Below are 13,401 nucleotides of genomic sequence, written 5' to 3' on the forward strand. Positions count from 1 at the left end.
CTCGGGTTCAGCCAGCCGAGCGCCGCGCCTTGGCGAAGCCGCGATCCGTGGCAATGAACCGCTCCAGCATCGGCACGATCAGTTTCACTGGATCGGCGGCGGGCTGGCCTGTTTCGCGGGCCAGCACCTCGGCATAGGTGACCAGATCGCGGTGGAGCGGCGCGGGCAGCTCCACCGTCACTTTCACGGGCTTGTCGTCGGGCAGCGGGCCGAGTTTCAGCTTGGTCATGGTCAACCTCCTGCCGGCTCGAACACAAGGTCGCGGGTCACGATGATGCGAACCGGGAAGCCCGGCCGGATGGTCAGCGTGGGCGCGACCTGCAACTGGCGCTGGACGATCTGCTGGCCCGCCTGATTGACGGTATCCTGTGCGCCGTCACGGATGGCGCGGATAAGCCGGTCCTCGTCACTCGTCGCCAGCTCCGTGCCGACTGCGAGCAGCGTGGACAGCCCTGCGGCCTTCATCACATCCCACCAATGATAATCGACGCCATCCTCAAGGCCGGCGTAACCGCTGGCGTCCGCGCCCGGCAGGCGCTCCAGAATGATGGAACGGCCGCCCGGCAGGATCAGGCGGTTCCACACCAGCAACACGCGGCGCTGGCCGAAGGTCACGCCGTCATCATACTGGCCGATGATGCGCGTTCCCTGCGGAATCAGGAGCAGCGAGCCGGTGGGACTGTCATAGACGTTCTCCGTCACCTGCGCGGTGATCTGGCCGGGCAGATCGGAACGGATGCCGGTAATGAGCGCGGCGGGAATCACGGCTCCGGCCTGAAGGATATAGGGCGAGGCTGGCGGCGTGACGCGATCCGGCGCGACCGTCTGTCGGTCCACCGGCCCCTTGAGAAACGCTGTATGCCGATTCTGTGTTGTGGGCTGTCCGCCGAGACCGGCAAGACCGGGCATGGCCGTTCCGGCTGGCGCTCCCGCGCGCGGGCCGGACTGAAAGAACACGGTGCTCAACCGCGCGGCTTCTTCCTCGGCGAGACGGCGCTGTTCCTCGGGATCGACGGCGGGTGTCGTCATGACGGGCGGCGCGACCGGCTGTCCCCGGTTCTGTGCATCGAGAATCGGACGGCCGAGGTCTCCGGGCAGCGCGGGGCCGAGCACCGGGCCGGTATAGTCGCGCGGCAGGCCGGACAGGCCATCCGCCGTGGGCCGGTTCTCGGTCGAATAAAGTTCTTCGCTGCCCTGTCCCCCGTCGCGGGTCTGGAGCGCGTAAATAAGCGCGCCGCCTATGCCGAGAAGCGCGACAGCGCCAACTCCTGCCAGCATCTTGCGGGACAGGCGGGTGACGCGGGGCGGCTCGGCGCGCAGGCGCATGGTCGGAGCAGTATCTGCGATAGTGTTGTCGGTCATGACGGGGTGTCTCCGGTCGCGCTGGCGGGCTGCGCGGCGGCGGCCTGCGTCGGGTTGATACGGACGATCCTGACCACCTGCTGTCGGTCGCCGCTGCCAAGGCGCAGCTCGGCCGCGCCGAACAGGCGGTCCACGATCAGGACGTTCTGGTGGACTCGGCTGTTGACGATCTGCGGTTCGCCGTTCGTGCCGAGCACGAAGATTGGCGGCATCTCGCCCTGCACGATCCCGGCCGGGAAGACGACATAGACGCGCCTGCCATCGTCGAAGACAGAAATGGGCCGCCATGGCGGGCTGTCGCCTGTCAGGCCGTAGCGGTAGTTCCTCGCGGCCTCGGCCGGGATGATCGGCGCAGCCGGGACGCTCTGGCGCTGGCCTACTCGCGGCGTTGGATAGGCCCACGCGACGGCCGGCATATAGAGCGATTCCCGCGCGCGCAGCTCGATCATGTAAGTGCGGTGGTCAGTGGTGACGACAAGGTTCGTGGAAATGTCCGGTCGCGTGGGTTTGACAAGGATATGGACGCGGCGGGTCGCACCGCTGCCGCTCTCGCTGTCGCCGATGATCCAGCGGGCGGTGTCACCGGCCGCGATCGGACCCGCGCCTGTCAGGCTCTCGCCCGGCTCAAGCGCAATGGTCGTGATCTGCCCGACAGCGGCATAGACCTGATAGAGCGCGCCTTCGCTCCACGGATATATCTGGATCGCATTGTAGTAGCCTTCCCGGCGTGGCTCGACGCGGGCGGCGGCATTGGCGTTCTCGACGCGGCCGGTCGGCGTGCCGGCAGCCGTGCCGCCGCGTGCGACGGTCCATGCCGGGGGCACATGCAACGGCCGGGGCTTGTTGTCGGCTGCTGTCGCCTGCACGGTCGGCAGCGGCGGCACGCTGGCATCGTAGCTGAATTGCGGCGTCCGGTTGGTGGCGCAGCCTGCGAGCATGGTGGCCGACAGCAGCACGGCCGCAATTGTCGGGGTGCGGGTGATCGTCCTCATTGGCTCATCTCCCGCGACCACGAAATTGCATTGACGTAGATTCCCAGCGGATTGGCGCGCAGACGCTCGGCGTCGCGCGGCGGTTGGATGACGATGGTGAGGATGGCCGTCCACCGTTCGGTAGTCGAAAGCTGGCCGTTCTCGAAATGGCGTTCGGTCCACGCCACCCGGAAGCTGTTCGGCGATGCGCGGATGACGCTCGAGACTTCGACGGCGACCTGCTGACGGCCGACCTTGGCGAAAGGATCATTGGCGCGGGCGTAATCGTTGAGCGCCGCCGCGCCGCGATCCGTGGTCCACTCATAGGCGCGAAGCCAGTTCTGGCGGACAATGATCGCGTCGGCCGGGATCGCGCGCACCTGCTCGATGAATCGGCCGAGATGGAAAGCAATCTGCGGATCGGTCGGCCGATAGTCGGCGTTGGCAGGCGCGACGGTCTGCGCCTGTCCTAGATTATCGACTTGCACCACCCACGGCACCACGGTCCCGCGTGCGGACTGCCAGACCAGCGCCGAGGCGAAGCCGGCCGAAAGGATCAGGGAGCCGAAGGCCATGAGCCGCCAGTTCCTCGCCTGCACGCGGGCCGAGCCGATACGCTCGTCCCATGCCTGCGCGGCCTTCTGATAGGGCGTCTCGGGTTCCGGCGATTTGCCGTAATGGGTTGTTGGTCGTTTGAAGATGCTCATGAGCGGTCACTTTCGGAAAGGTTGACGGAGGAACCGGAGCCGTGGCTGTCGCCGGAGCGGACGGCATGGGCGGTCATGGTGGTGCCGTGGTTGAGGGCCTGCCGGCGCTGCATCCGCTGCGCCCATGCCGGAGGGCTGCCCGCCGGGCCGGATGGAGCGGCTGCGGGATCGGCACTCGCACCGCCGACCGTGCCCATGGTCGAGCTGCCGCCAGTCGCGCCGAAGCCGGCCTTTGCGCCAGCGGAGAAGCTGGACTTGACGCTTTCGCCTGCTTGCGATGCTGCGCTGGAGGCCGCGCGCTTGAGCGGCGAGATAGCGGCCGAGCCTGCCGCTCGGGCGACACCGCCGAGGCCGGAAGCGACACCGGCCGCGCCGGTCTGGCCGAGCGAGCCGAGGCTATAGGCAGCGGTCGCTGCGCCCGCGGCCGTTGCGCCGCCGCGAACGGCCGCGGCTCCACCGGACAGGGCGGCAGCGCCACCCTTTGCGGCAAGCATGGCACCGCCACCGGCAGCCGCACCGCCCGCGAGCACCATGCCGCCGGCAGCGAGGCCGGTTCCTACTGCTGCGCCTGCGCCAAGCTGCGGGCCGCCCGAGACGATGCCGTTGGCGATGCCGGGGCCGAAGATGCCGAGGCCGAGCAGCGACAGCGCGGCGAGCACGATTGCCATGGCGTCGTCGATGGTCGGGGTCGCACCGCCGAAACCGGCCGTGAATTGCGAAAACAAGGTGCTGCCGATGCCGATGATGACGGCGAGCACCAGAACCTTGATGCCGGACGACACCACATTGCCCAAGACCTTCTCGGCCATGAAGGCGGTCTTGCCGAACAGGCCGAAGGGGATCAGGACGAAGCCGGCGAGCGTGGTCAGCTTGAACTCGATCAGCGTCACGAAAAGCTGGATGGCAAGGATGAAGAAGGCCAGCACCACCAGCGCCCATGCGAACAGCAGGCACGCGATCTGGATGAAGTTTTCAAAGAAGGCGATCCAGCCCATCAGGTCGGAAATGGATTCGAGCAGCGGCCGGCCGGCATCGAGGCCGGTCTGCGCCACGCGGCCCGGCCGCATCAGGTCGGTGACGGAAAAGCTGGTGCCCGACGCCATCAGGCCGAGACCGGCGAAGCTCTCGAAAACGATCCGGGCGAGATTGTTCCAATTGCCGATGATGTAGGCGAAGACGCCGATGAACAGCGTCTTTTTGACCAGCCGGGCGATAATGTCGTCATCCGCGCCCCATGCCCAAAAGAGCGCGGCGAGCGTCACGTCGATGACGATCAGGGTGGTGGCTATGAAGGCGACTTCGCCGCCGAGCAGGCCGAAACCGGAATCTATGTAGCTGGTGAAGACTCCGAGGAAATTGTCGATAACGCCCGTGTTCCCCATGGTCAGCGCCCCTCGCTGGACTGCGGCGCGGCCGGCGCTGACGTGCGGCCGAGAAAGCGGTCGCGGGATTCAGTCCAAGCGGCGAGGCAGTCGGCATCGCTCGCCGCCGCCTCGCCGAGCTGCTGACAACGGCGCAAGGTGGCGCGCAGCGGATCGGCCGGGGGCTGGAGGGCCGATGCGGGCCGTGGCGCGGAAGGTTCATCCTTCCGCACCATGTCGATTGCGGTCGCCGTGACGGCGATGGCGATGAATACAACGGCCCCGAGCCGCGCCAGCATCTTGCCGTCCATGGCGAGCCTCCCGGTCAGTTGTTGCCGTTGTTGAACATCTGCGCGTTGCCCGGCTGGTAGCCGCTGCCGGGTGTCAGGAACCGCTCACGCTGGATGCGTCCCTGTTCGGCGGCGGTTGCGCGCTCGGCCTCTGTCAGCGCGTCCGCACGGCCGTTCGCCGAGATGACCGCGATCAGGTCGGAAAGCTGCTGCGACTGGAGGGCCAACAGTTGATTGCCGGCCTGCGTGGCTTGCAGCGCGCCGGCTGCGCCTTGGCTCTGGCCGACAAGCGCCGCCATCTCGGCACGGTTGGCGTCGATGTTTCCGACTGCCCCCGCCTGAACGCGCATCGCGTCCTGCAAGCCGCCGACCGTGTTCTCCCAGCGACTGCGCGCGTCGGCGACCAGTTGGGCGTCGGTCGCCGAAAGCGAGACATTGCCATAACGCTGCTGAAACGCTTGGTCGATCTGTCCGACCTCGAAGGCGATGTTCTGCGCTTGCCCGAGAAGCTGCTGTGTGCGCCGGACGTTCTGTTGAAGCTGCTGGAGCGAGGAATATGGCAGGCTCGCCAGATTACGGGCCTGATTGATGAGCATTGTCGCCTCGTTCTGGAGGCTCTGAATCTGGTTGTTGATCTGCTCCAGCGTCCTTGCTGCCGTAAGCACGTTTTGGACGTAGTTGGTCGGGTCATAGACGATCCATTGCGCATGGGCCGGGCTTGCCAGCATGGGCGAAAGTGCGACGGGCACGGCGAGCGTCAGCGCGAGGGCCGAGGCCCCGACGATCTTGGAATAGGTCATGGATGAATCTCCTGCGTGGGGTGGCTATCGAGCCGGGCCGGCGCGGCGGATTCCGGTCGGTCGGCGAGATTGGTGAGGTTGGGGATCAGCTCGGCCGCCCAATCGACGCCGCGCGCCTGTAGCCATGCGGCGAGGAAGCCATCGCGGCCGTGTTCGGCGACGATCTGCGCGATGAGCGTCTGATCGGATTTGGCGGATGCGGTGCAGAGCGCGAGGCCGACTTCGGACAGGCCAAGCTCGAACAGGCGATTGCCCCTGCGGCTTTGGCAGTAGTAATCCCGTTTGGGCGTGGCCCCTGCGAGGATTTCGATCTGGCGGTCATTAAGGCCGAAGCGGCGATAGATGGCCGTGATCTGCGGTTCTATGGCCCGCTCGTTTGGCAGCAAGAGCCGCGTCGGGCAGCTCTCGATAATCGCGGGCGCGATGTTGTTGCCGTCGATGTCGGACAGGCTTTGCGTGGCGAAGATGACGCTGGCGTTTTTCTTGCGCAGCGTTTTCAGCCATTCGCGGAGCTGGCCGGCGAAACCCTCGTCGTCCAGCGCAAGCCAACCCTCGTCGATGATGAGCAGCGTCGGCCGCCCGTCGAGTCGGTCGCCGATGCGATGGAACAGATAGGCGAGCACGGCCGGGGCCGCGCCGGTCCCGACAAGGCCCTCGATCTCGAAGGCTTGCACATCGGCCGAGCCGAGATGTTCCGCCTCGGCGTCGAGCAGCCGGCCATAGGCACCGCCGACGCAGAACGGCCGGAGCGCCTGTTTCAGATCGTTGGATTGCAACAGCACCGCAAGGCCGGTGATCGTGCGTTCCTCGACCGGCGCGGAAGCGAGCGAAGTCAGCGCCGTCCAAAGATACTCTTTGACCTCGGGCGTGATGGCGATGCCTTCGCGCATGAGGATGGCGGCAATCCAGTCTGCCGCCCAAGCGCGTTCATAGGTGTCGTGGATGCGGGCAAGCGGCTGGAGCGAAACGGACGCCTCGTCCCCTTCCGTGAGGCCACCGCCCAAATCGTGCCAATCCCCGCCCATGGCGAGCGCGGCGGCGCGGATGCTGCCGCCGAAGTCGAAGGCGAAGACTTGGCTGGCCGCATAGCGCCGGAACTGCAAGGCCATGAGGGCGAGCAACACGGATTTGCCCGCGCCCGTGGGGCCGACGACAAGGGTGTGGCCTACGTCGCCGACATGGAGACTTAGCCGGAACGGGGTTGAGCCTACGGTCTTTCCAAAGAGCAAAGGGGGTGCACCGAAATGCTCGTCCCGTTCCGGCCCCGCCCACACCGCTGAAAGCGGGATCATGTGGGCGAGATTCAAAGTGCTGATGGGCGGCTGGCGGACATTGGCGTAGGCGTGTCCGGGCAGGCTACCGAGCCATGCGTCAACCGCGTTGACGGTCTCGGGCATGGCGGTGAAGTCGCGGCCCTGAACGATCTTCTCGACCAGGCGCAGCTTCTCGTCGGCAATGCGCGGGTCGGCATCCCAAACGGTAACAGTGGCCGTGACGTAGGCCATGCCCGCCACGTCCGCGCCGAGTTCCTGCAGGGCCATGTCGGCGTCGAGCGCCTTGTTCGCGGCGTCGGTGTCCACCAGCGCGGACGCCTCGTTGGTCATTACCTCCTTCAAGATCGCGGCGATTGACTTGCGTTTGGCAAACCATTGGCGGCGGATGCGGGTCAGCAGCCGCGTGGCGTCGGTCTTATCGAGCAGGATCGCCCGCGTGCTCCAGCGATACGGGAACGGCAGCCGGTTCATCTCGTCCAGCAGGCCGGGCGTCGTCGCGGTGGGGAATCCCACGATGGTCAGGACGCGCAGATGCGCGCCGCCAAGGCGCGGCTCCAGCCCGCCGGTCAACGGCTGGTCGGCGAGCAGCGCGTCGAGGTGCATCGGCACCTCGGGCACGCGCACGCGATGTCGGTTGGTCGAGATGGCGGAATGGAGATAGGTGAGCGTCGCGCCGTCATCCATCCAACGGCACTCGGGCATGAAACCGTCGAGCAAGGCCAGCACGCGGTCGGTGCGGTCGATGAAGCCGCGCAACAGCTCCCACGGGTCCACGCCGGTTTTCTCCCGGCCCTCGTAGAGCCATGTTTCGGCGCGTGCGGCTTCCTCGGCCGGGGGCAGATAGAGGAAGGTCAGGAAGTAGCCCGACACGAAATGCGCGTCCGCTTCCTCGAAACCTGCTTTGCGCTCTGCATCGACCAGCGCCGACGCGGCATCGGGAAATGTGCTGTCGGGATAGGTCGCAGCCTCGCTGCGCTGCGCCTCGACGAAGATGCTCCAGCCGGAGCCGAGACGGCGCACGGCGTTGTTGATGCGGCCGGCGACGGCGACCAGCTCGGCGGCGACGGCGGAATCCAGATCGGGACCGCGAAACTTCGCCGTCCTCTGAAAACTGCCGTCCTTGTTCAAGACGACGCCGGAGCCGACCAGCGCCGCCCATGGCAGATAGTCGGCGAGCCGGGTCGCGGTGCGGCGGTATTCGGCAAGGTTCATCATCGACGCGCCTCCCTCAAACCGCCAGATGGCCGGGGATGCGGAGATGCCGCCGCCCGACCTCGACAAAGAGGGGATCGCGCTTGGCGGCCCATACGGCCGCGAAATGGCCGATTGCCCAGATGGCGATGCCGACCAGCCAGAGGCGCAGGCCGAGGCCAACGGCCCCGGCCAGCGTTCCGTTCATGATGGCGATGGCGCGCGGTGCGCCGCCGAGCAGGATATGCTCGGTCAGCGCCCGGTGGACCGGGACGGAGAAGCCCGGCACCGCGTCGAGTTGTTCGAGGCTGCCCGCCATCAGATGAGCGCCCCGCCGCCGAACGAGAAGAACGACAGGAAGAAGCTGGACGCCGCGAACGCGATGCTGAGGCCGAACACGATCTGGATCAGCTTGCGGAAGCCGCCGCCCGTATCGCCGAACGCGAGGGTCAGGCCGGTCACGATGATGATGATGACGGCGATGATCTTGGCGACCGGCCCCTCGATGGACTGAAGGATGCTCTGGAGCGGGGCTTCCCACGGCATCGACGAACCGGACGCATGGGCGGCCGGAGCGAGCATGAGGCTGATGACAAGGGTGGATGCGGCAGTCGCCATGCGACGATAGCCACGCGAAAAAATGCGGATCATGAAGATTCTCCTGTGCTGGTTTGGATTGCGCGGTTGATGCGGTAGTCGCCGTCCGGCCCCAGCCCCTCGACGCGGGCAAGCTCGGCCAGCCGGCGCGCGGAACCGCGCCCGGAAAGAACGGCAACAAGGTCGATAGTCTCGGCGATCAGGGCGCGCGGGACCGTGACGACAGCCTCTTGGATGAGCTGTTCAAGGCGACGGAGCGCACCGATGCCGGTGCCGGCATGGATGGTGCCGATCCCGCCCGGATGGCCCGTGCCCCACGCTTTCAGAAGGTCGAGGGCTTCGGAACCGCGCACCTCGCCAATGGGGATGCGGTCGGGGCGCAGGCGCAGCGAGGACCGGACCAGATCGGAAAGCGTCGCCACCCCGTCTTTTGTCCGCATGGCAACAAGGTTGGACGCGGCGCATTGCAGCTCGCGCGTATCCTCGATGATGACGACGCGATCCTGCGTCTTCGCCACCTCGGCGAGCAGCGCGTTGGTCAGCGTGGTCTTGCCGGTGCTGGTGCCGCCCGCCACCAAGATATTGGCGCGGGCTGCAACGGCTTCACGCAGCGTTTCCGCCTGATCGCCGGACATAATGCCTGCTGCCACATAGTCGTCGAGGCTGAACACGATGCTGGCGGGCTTGCGGATGGCGAAGGTCGGGGCGGCAACCACGGGTGGCAACAGGCCCTCGAACCTCTCCCCGCTCTCCGGCAACTCGGCAGAGACACGCGGGCTGCGGGCATGAACCTCCGCGCCGACATGATGCGCGACCAGCCGCACGATGCGTTCGCCATCGGCGGCGGACAGCCGTTCGCCCGTGTCGGAAAGCCCTTCGGATAGCCGGTCCACCCAAAGGCGGCCGTCCGGGTTCAACATCACCTCGACCACGGCCGGGTCTTCGAGCAGCCGGGCAATGGCGGGGCCGAGCGCGGTGCGCAACATGCGCGCGCCGCGCTGGATCGCTTCCGATCTTTGATGGTTGGTGGTCATGTCGGCCCCGGCTTCTGGTGGGGACGCGACAGACGATCCCCGGATCGGGGTCGATTAAGAGAGGCCCAAATTGGGCCGGTTCAACAAGTATCTAGCTGCGTGCGGTGATCGGCGGCGAACGGCGGTAAATAGGATGGGTCAGCCTTTGCTTGTCGAGGCCATGGCAACCCGGCTCCGTGCTCGCGCGGCACTCCAAGCATGAATCGAATCGTGAGAAGTTGCTGTTGACGATACAGATGTTCGTGGTTTAGATCGCGGCCGTTCGGTCCATCCAAGCATGGAATTGTAGATGTTGGAGCTTGTGAAAACCTGCTGATTGTCTCGACTGGTCGAGGCATCTAGCTGCATCCTACCCACCACGATGCGCGTCATCGTGAGCTGCGAGGGTGCATAGGTGTATTTTTCGCAGGCTTAATCCATGAACATCTCACGCAGCGAACAGCGCGTTCTACACGTGCTGGCGCAGGGCGGTTGTATCCGTCATCAACGTGCCGACAACGGCCGCATCATTGAAGTCCTCTGCTTTACGCGCGACGGTCATGTGCTGACTGATTGCACGCCAGAGGTCTTCGCCAAACTCCGACGCAAGCGCCTGATAGAATCCAAAGCGTCCAGCCCCTATCGAATTTCGGATAGGGGCCGGCGCTCCGTTCGCGCTCAACTCGACAACCGCTAAGGAAGCTACATGCTGATCCGTAACGAAACTATCGATGACATACCGGCAATTAGCCGCGTCGTCACCGAAGCCCTAAAGATACTTGCGCAATCCACCGGAACCGAGGCAGGCATCGTTGAAAGGCTAAGAGCGGAGGGGGCACTTACCCTCTCGCTTGTCGCCGAGGATGAAGGCAAAGTGATTGGTTATCTCGCCGGCTCTGCGGCACGGATCGGGTCGCAAGATGGTTGGGGTCTGATCGGCCCGCTTGCTGTTCTGCCTACAAGGCATCGTCAGGGTATCGGCACGGCTCTGATGGCCGAAGCACTCAAGCGACTGCGGGCGACGAGCAAGGGCGCAGCGCTGGTGGGCGATCCCGCCTACTATAGCCGGTTCGGCTTTCGGGCCTTCCCCGAATTGGGCGTAGCTGGCGTTCCACCCGAGGTCGTCCAAGCCTTACCATTCGACGGCAATGAGCCTCGCGGCGAACTGATCCATCATCCGGCATTCGGTCTGGATCAACAGGGATAAAAAGGCCGGGCTGTTTTCAAACAGGTGCAGCCCGGCCTATTCCTAATGATGGCGGGCTAAAGCTGTGTTTTGCTCGCATCGGTAATTTCAGGTTGGGCAGGATCACGGTCAAAAACCTCGGCGTCGCGCGACAGCTCCTTGAGGAACCTGTCTCCCGTCGCCAGACGCTTGCCGAGGGTCTGCATGAAGCCCTCGAACCGCTCTGCGCCTTTCGCGCGGGCGGCGGATTGTGCGGCTCCCGTGAGCGGCGGCGTGATGGTCATCCAGAAATGGATGAACTGCGCGACCGTCTCGCCGAGAACGGCGAGATCTAGGTCGAGCGTGTCGATCTGCCGGCCGAGCTTGTCCAAGCGGCGCGACATGGCCGCTTCAAGCTGGTCGTCGGCATCGCCGGACAGGTAGGACATGACCGCCGCCTCCACGATGGCGGATTTCGAGACATTGCGGCGCAGCGCCACCGAGCGGCGCAGCGCCATCGCCTCGATCTGTGGAATGAGCGCGGGGTCGAAATAGAGATTCAGGCGGGTTCTGGTTGCCATGGGCGTGTCCTCAAAGGTCGATTCCATCATCGGGGTTCATCGCCACCTGCCGCGCCACCATCCTCATGCGCTGGCGCATGGCGCGGGCCTTGGCCGCGTCAACGTCCGGCTCGTCGTCCAGAAACTCGAACTCCTGTTCGGGCGATGGCAGCGGCGTGACGATTTCCTCATGCTCCGGCAAATCCGGCTCGCGGCGGATGCCGGCATTGGCCGGATCGCCCTCGGCCGCGTCTGCGGCGACCGTTGCCCAACGGCTTTCCGCCGTGACCGCGCGGCCAGACCAGTCATCGGTCGATGGGCTGGGCGCCAGCGGAGCGGCGACCAGATCGGGCGGGGTCAGGATGCGTTCCTGAAACCGCGCGTCCTCGAAATAGCGGGCCTTGGTCGCGCGGATCGGCGGCGTGCCCGCGACCATGACGATTTCGTCCGTAGGCGGAAGCTGCATGATTTCGCCCGGCGTGAGCAGCGGCCGGGCCGTCTCCTGCCGCGACACCATCAAATGCCCAAGCCATGGTGCTAGGCGATGGCCGGCGTAGTTGGTGGAATCGCGCAGCTCGGTTGCGGTGCCGAGCGCGTCGCTCACCCGCTTGGCGGTGCGCTCGTCGTTTGTGGCGAAGCTGACGCGCACATGGCAGTTGTCGAGGATCGCGTTGTTCGGCCCATAGGCGCGCTCGATCTGGTTGAGACTCTGCGCGATCAGAAAGCCCTTGAGGCCGTAGCCCGCCATGAAGGCCAAGGCGGACTCGAAAAAATCCAACCTGCCCAATGCCGGAAACTCATCGAGCATCAACAGCAGGCGATGGCGCTTGCCGGAGGTGGTCAATTCCTCCGTCAACCGCCTGCCGATTTGGTTGAGGATGAGGCGGATGAGCGGCTTGGTGCGGTTTATGTCGGACGGCGGCACGACCAGATAGAGCGTGACAGGCTGGCGACTGCCGACCAGATCGGCAATGCGCCAGTCGCAACGCGCTGTCACCCGCGCCACCACGGGATCGCGGTAGAGGCCGAGAAACGACATGGCGGTGGAGAGCACGCCCGACCGCTCGTTCTCGGATTTGTTCAACAGTTCGCGGGCCGACGACGCGATGACGGGATGAACGCCCGCCTCGCCGAGATGCGGCGTGTCCATCATGGCGCGCAAGGTCGCCTCGACCGGGCGGCGGGGATCGGACAGGAAGTTGGCGACGCCGGCCAGCGTCTTGTCCTTCTCCGCATAGAGAACATGCAGGATCGCACCGACCAGCAAGCTATGGCTGGTCTTTTCCCAATGGTTGCGCTTGTCGAGACTGCCTTCGGGATCGACCAGAATATCCGCGATATTCTGCACGTCCCTGACTTCCCATTCCCCTTGCCTGACCTCCAGCAGCGGGTTGTAGGCCGACGATCTGGCATTGGTCGGATCGAACAGCAACACCCGGCCATGTTTCGCGCGGAAGCCGGCTGTCAGCGTCCAGTTCTCGCCCTTTATGTCGTGGACAATGGCGGATGCCGGCCATGTCAGCAGCGTCGGCACCACCAGCCCGACGCCCTTGCCGCTGCGCGTTGGGGCGAAGCATAGGACATGCTCGGGACCGTCATGGCGCAGATACTCCCGGTCGTATCGGCCGAGCAGGACGCCATCGGGGCCGAGCAATCCGGCCGCGCGGATTTCTCGATCCTCGGCCCATCGTGCCGATCCGTAGGTGGCGACGTTGCGCGCTTCCCGCGCCCGGATGATCGACATGAGGATGGCGGTGGCGATTGCGAGGAAGCCGCCCGATACGGCGATGATGCCGCCCTCGACGAAGATCGCGGGCGCATAGGCGTCGAACGAGAACCACCACCAGAAGAAGGCCGGCGGATAATAGACCGGCAGGCCAACCAGCTCGAACCACGGATTGCCAAGCTGGGGCTGGAAGCCAAGGCGGAACGCTACCCATTGGGTCGCGGCCCACGTCATCACCAGAACTATGGTGAAGACGACAGCGATCTGACCCCAAAGGATTCGGCCTCCGCGCAATGCAGGCTCCAGTCGGCAAAAGAGACGGAGCCGATCAGAGAGTAGGCAATTATGCGACAGGCAACCTGAAAGAGGATGCGGGAGGGCTAC

General features: G+C 65.5%; 15 protein-coding genes. 2 read left to right on the forward strand and 13 right to left on the reverse strand.

Going from position 1 to position 13,401, the window contains the following annotated elements; genetic code table 11:
• Positions 1 to 7 precede the first annotated feature (7 nt).
• The 11 genes from MET49242_RS14860 to trbB are packed head-to-tail and all read right to left on the reverse strand — an operon-like array spanning position 8 to position 9,587.
• Complete coding sequence (locus tag MET49242_RS14860; RefSeq protein WP_036283977.1) at positions 8 to 229, reverse strand: DUF2274 domain-containing protein; 222 nt, start codon at positions 227 to 229, stop codon at positions 8 to 10.
• A gap of 2 nt (positions 230 to 231) precedes the next feature.
• Positions 232 to 1,362, reverse strand: a complete 1,131-nt coding sequence (locus MET49242_RS14865) for a TrbI/VirB10 family protein (protein ID WP_036283979.1) — start codon at positions 1,360 to 1,362, stop codon at positions 232 to 234.
• Positions 1,359 to 2,354, reverse strand: coding sequence for a P-type conjugative transfer protein TrbG (gene trbG, locus MET49242_RS14870; RefSeq protein ID WP_036283981.1), 996 nt, complete (start codon positions 2,352 to 2,354; stop codon positions 1,359 to 1,361). Before trbG ends, MET49242_RS14865 begins: the two co-directional genes overlap by 4 nt.
• On the reverse strand, positions 2,351 to 3,040 hold the full coding sequence (gene trbF / locus MET49242_RS14875) for a conjugal transfer protein TrbF (RefSeq protein ID WP_036283983.1): 690 nt from the start codon (positions 3,038 to 3,040) through the stop codon (positions 2,351 to 2,353). Before trbF ends, trbG begins: the two co-directional genes overlap by 4 nt.
• Positions 3,037 to 4,422, reverse strand: coding sequence for a P-type conjugative transfer protein TrbL (gene trbL / locus MET49242_RS14880; protein ID WP_036283985.1), 1,386 nt, complete (start codon positions 4,420 to 4,422; stop codon positions 3,037 to 3,039). Before trbL ends, trbF begins: the two co-directional genes overlap by 4 nt.
• A gap of 2 nt (positions 4,423 to 4,424) precedes the next feature.
• Complete coding sequence (trbK-alt, locus tag MET49242_RS14885) at positions 4,425 to 4,712, reverse strand: putative entry exclusion protein TrbK-alt (protein WP_036283987.1); 288 nt, start codon at positions 4,710 to 4,712, stop codon at positions 4,425 to 4,427.
• Between the two features lie 14 nt (positions 4,713 to 4,726).
• The gene (gene trbJ / locus MET49242_RS14890; RefSeq protein WP_036283989.1) at positions 4,727 to 5,491 is read right to left on the reverse strand and encodes a P-type conjugative transfer protein TrbJ; all 765 of its coding nucleotides are present in this window, start codon (positions 5,489 to 5,491) and stop codon (positions 4,727 to 4,729) included.
• A complete protein-coding gene (gene trbE / locus MET49242_RS14895) occupies positions 5,488 to 7,980 on the reverse strand; it encodes a conjugal transfer protein TrbE (protein ID WP_036283990.1) in 2,493 nt (830 codons plus the stop codon). Before trbE ends, trbJ begins: the two co-directional genes overlap by 4 nt.
• 13 nt (positions 7,981 to 7,993) lie before the next feature.
• On the reverse strand, positions 7,994 to 8,275 hold the full coding sequence (locus tag MET49242_RS14900; protein WP_036283992.1) for a VirB3 family type IV secretion system protein: 282 nt from the start codon (positions 8,273 to 8,275) through the stop codon (positions 7,994 to 7,996).
• Positions 8,275 to 8,607, reverse strand: a complete 333-nt coding sequence (locus MET49242_RS14905; RefSeq protein WP_036283994.1) for a TrbC/VirB2 family protein — start codon at positions 8,605 to 8,607, stop codon at positions 8,275 to 8,277. The genes MET49242_RS14900 and MET49242_RS14905 overlap by 1 nt, the downstream gene beginning before the upstream one ends.
• On the reverse strand, positions 8,604 to 9,587 hold the full coding sequence (trbB, locus tag MET49242_RS14910) for a P-type conjugative transfer ATPase TrbB (protein ID WP_036283996.1): 984 nt from the start codon (positions 9,585 to 9,587) through the stop codon (positions 8,604 to 8,606). Before trbB ends, MET49242_RS14905 begins: the two co-directional genes overlap by 4 nt.
• A 418-nt stretch (positions 9,588 to 10,005) precedes the next feature.
• Between trbB and MET49242_RS14915 the strand changes: the two genes are divergently transcribed.
• A complete protein-coding gene (locus MET49242_RS14915; RefSeq protein WP_036283998.1) occupies positions 10,006 to 10,263 on the forward strand; it encodes a YjhX family toxin in 258 nt (85 codons plus the stop codon).
• Between the two features lie 9 nt (positions 10,264 to 10,272).
• Positions 10,273 to 10,773 carry a GNAT family N-acetyltransferase gene (locus MET49242_RS14920; protein ID WP_036284000.1) on the forward strand — a complete coding sequence of 167 codons (501 nt, stop codon included), beginning with the start codon at positions 10,273 to 10,275 and terminating at the stop codon, positions 10,771 to 10,773.
• A 56-nt stretch (positions 10,774 to 10,829) separates the two neighbouring features.
• On the opposite strand, the gene MET49242_RS14925 is transcribed toward MET49242_RS14920, so the two are convergent.
• A complete protein-coding gene (locus MET49242_RS14925; protein WP_036284002.1) occupies positions 10,830 to 11,312 on the reverse strand; it encodes a hypothetical protein in 483 nt (160 codons plus the stop codon).
• A gap of 10 nt (positions 11,313 to 11,322) precedes the next feature.
• On the reverse strand, positions 11,323 to 13,311 hold the full coding sequence (locus tag MET49242_RS14930) for a conjugal transfer protein TraG (RefSeq protein ID WP_036284004.1): 1,989 nt from the start codon (positions 13,309 to 13,311) through the stop codon (positions 11,323 to 11,325).
• Positions 13,312 to 13,401: the final 90 nt, after the last annotated feature.

Origin of the sequence: Methylocystis sp. ATCC 49242 (assembly GCF_000188155.2) — a bacterium.
Lineage (GTDB): Bacteria > Pseudomonadota > Alphaproteobacteria > Rhizobiales > Beijerinckiaceae > Methylocystis.

Excerpts from the sequence above, each read along its gene's own strand:
- MET49242_RS14860 (WP_036283977.1), bottom strand. The coding sequence starts at position 229 with ATGACCAAGCTGAAACTCGGCCCGCTGCCCGACGACAAGCCCGTGAAA.
- MET49242_RS14865 (WP_036283979.1), bottom strand. The coding sequence starts at position 1,362 with ATGACCGACAACACTATCGCAGATACTGCTCCGACCATGCGCCTGCGC.
- trbG (WP_036283981.1), bottom strand. The coding sequence starts at position 2,354 with ATGAGGACGATCACCCGCACCCCGACAATTGCGGCCGTGCTGCTGTCG.
- trbF (WP_036283983.1), bottom strand. The coding sequence starts at position 3,040 with ATGAGCATCTTCAAACGACCAACAACCCATTACGGCAAATCGCCGGAA.
- trbL (WP_036283985.1), bottom strand. The coding sequence starts at position 4,422 with ATGGGGAACACGGGCGTTATCGACAATTTCCTCGGAGTCTTCACCAGC.
- trbK-alt (WP_036283987.1), bottom strand. The coding sequence starts at position 4,712 with ATGGACGGCAAGATGCTGGCGCGGCTCGGGGCCGTTGTATTCATCGCC.
- trbJ (WP_036283989.1), bottom strand. The coding sequence starts at position 5,491 with ATGACCTATTCCAAGATCGTCGGGGCCTCGGCCCTCGCGCTGACGCTC.
- trbE (WP_036283990.1), bottom strand. The coding sequence starts at position 7,980 with ATGATGAACCTTGCCGAATACCGCCGCACCGCGACCCGGCTCGCCGAC.
- MET49242_RS14900 (WP_036283992.1), bottom strand. The coding sequence starts at position 8,275 with ATGGCGGGCAGCCTCGAACAACTCGACGCGGTGCCGGGCTTCTCCGTC.
- MET49242_RS14905 (WP_036283994.1), bottom strand. The coding sequence starts at position 8,607 with ATGATCCGCATTTTTTCGCGTGGCTATCGTCGCATGGCGACTGCCGCA.
- trbB (WP_036283996.1), bottom strand. The coding sequence starts at position 9,587 with ATGACCACCAACCATCAAAGATCGGAAGCGATCCAGCGCGGCGCGCGC.
- MET49242_RS14915 (WP_036283998.1), top strand. The coding sequence starts at position 10,006 with ATGAACATCTCACGCAGCGAACAGCGCGTTCTACACGTGCTGGCGCAG.
- MET49242_RS14920 (WP_036284000.1), top strand. The coding sequence starts at position 10,273 with ATGCTGATCCGTAACGAAACTATCGATGACATACCGGCAATTAGCCGC.
- MET49242_RS14925 (WP_036284002.1), bottom strand. The coding sequence starts at position 11,312 with ATGGCAACCAGAACCCGCCTGAATCTCTATTTCGACCCCGCGCTCATT.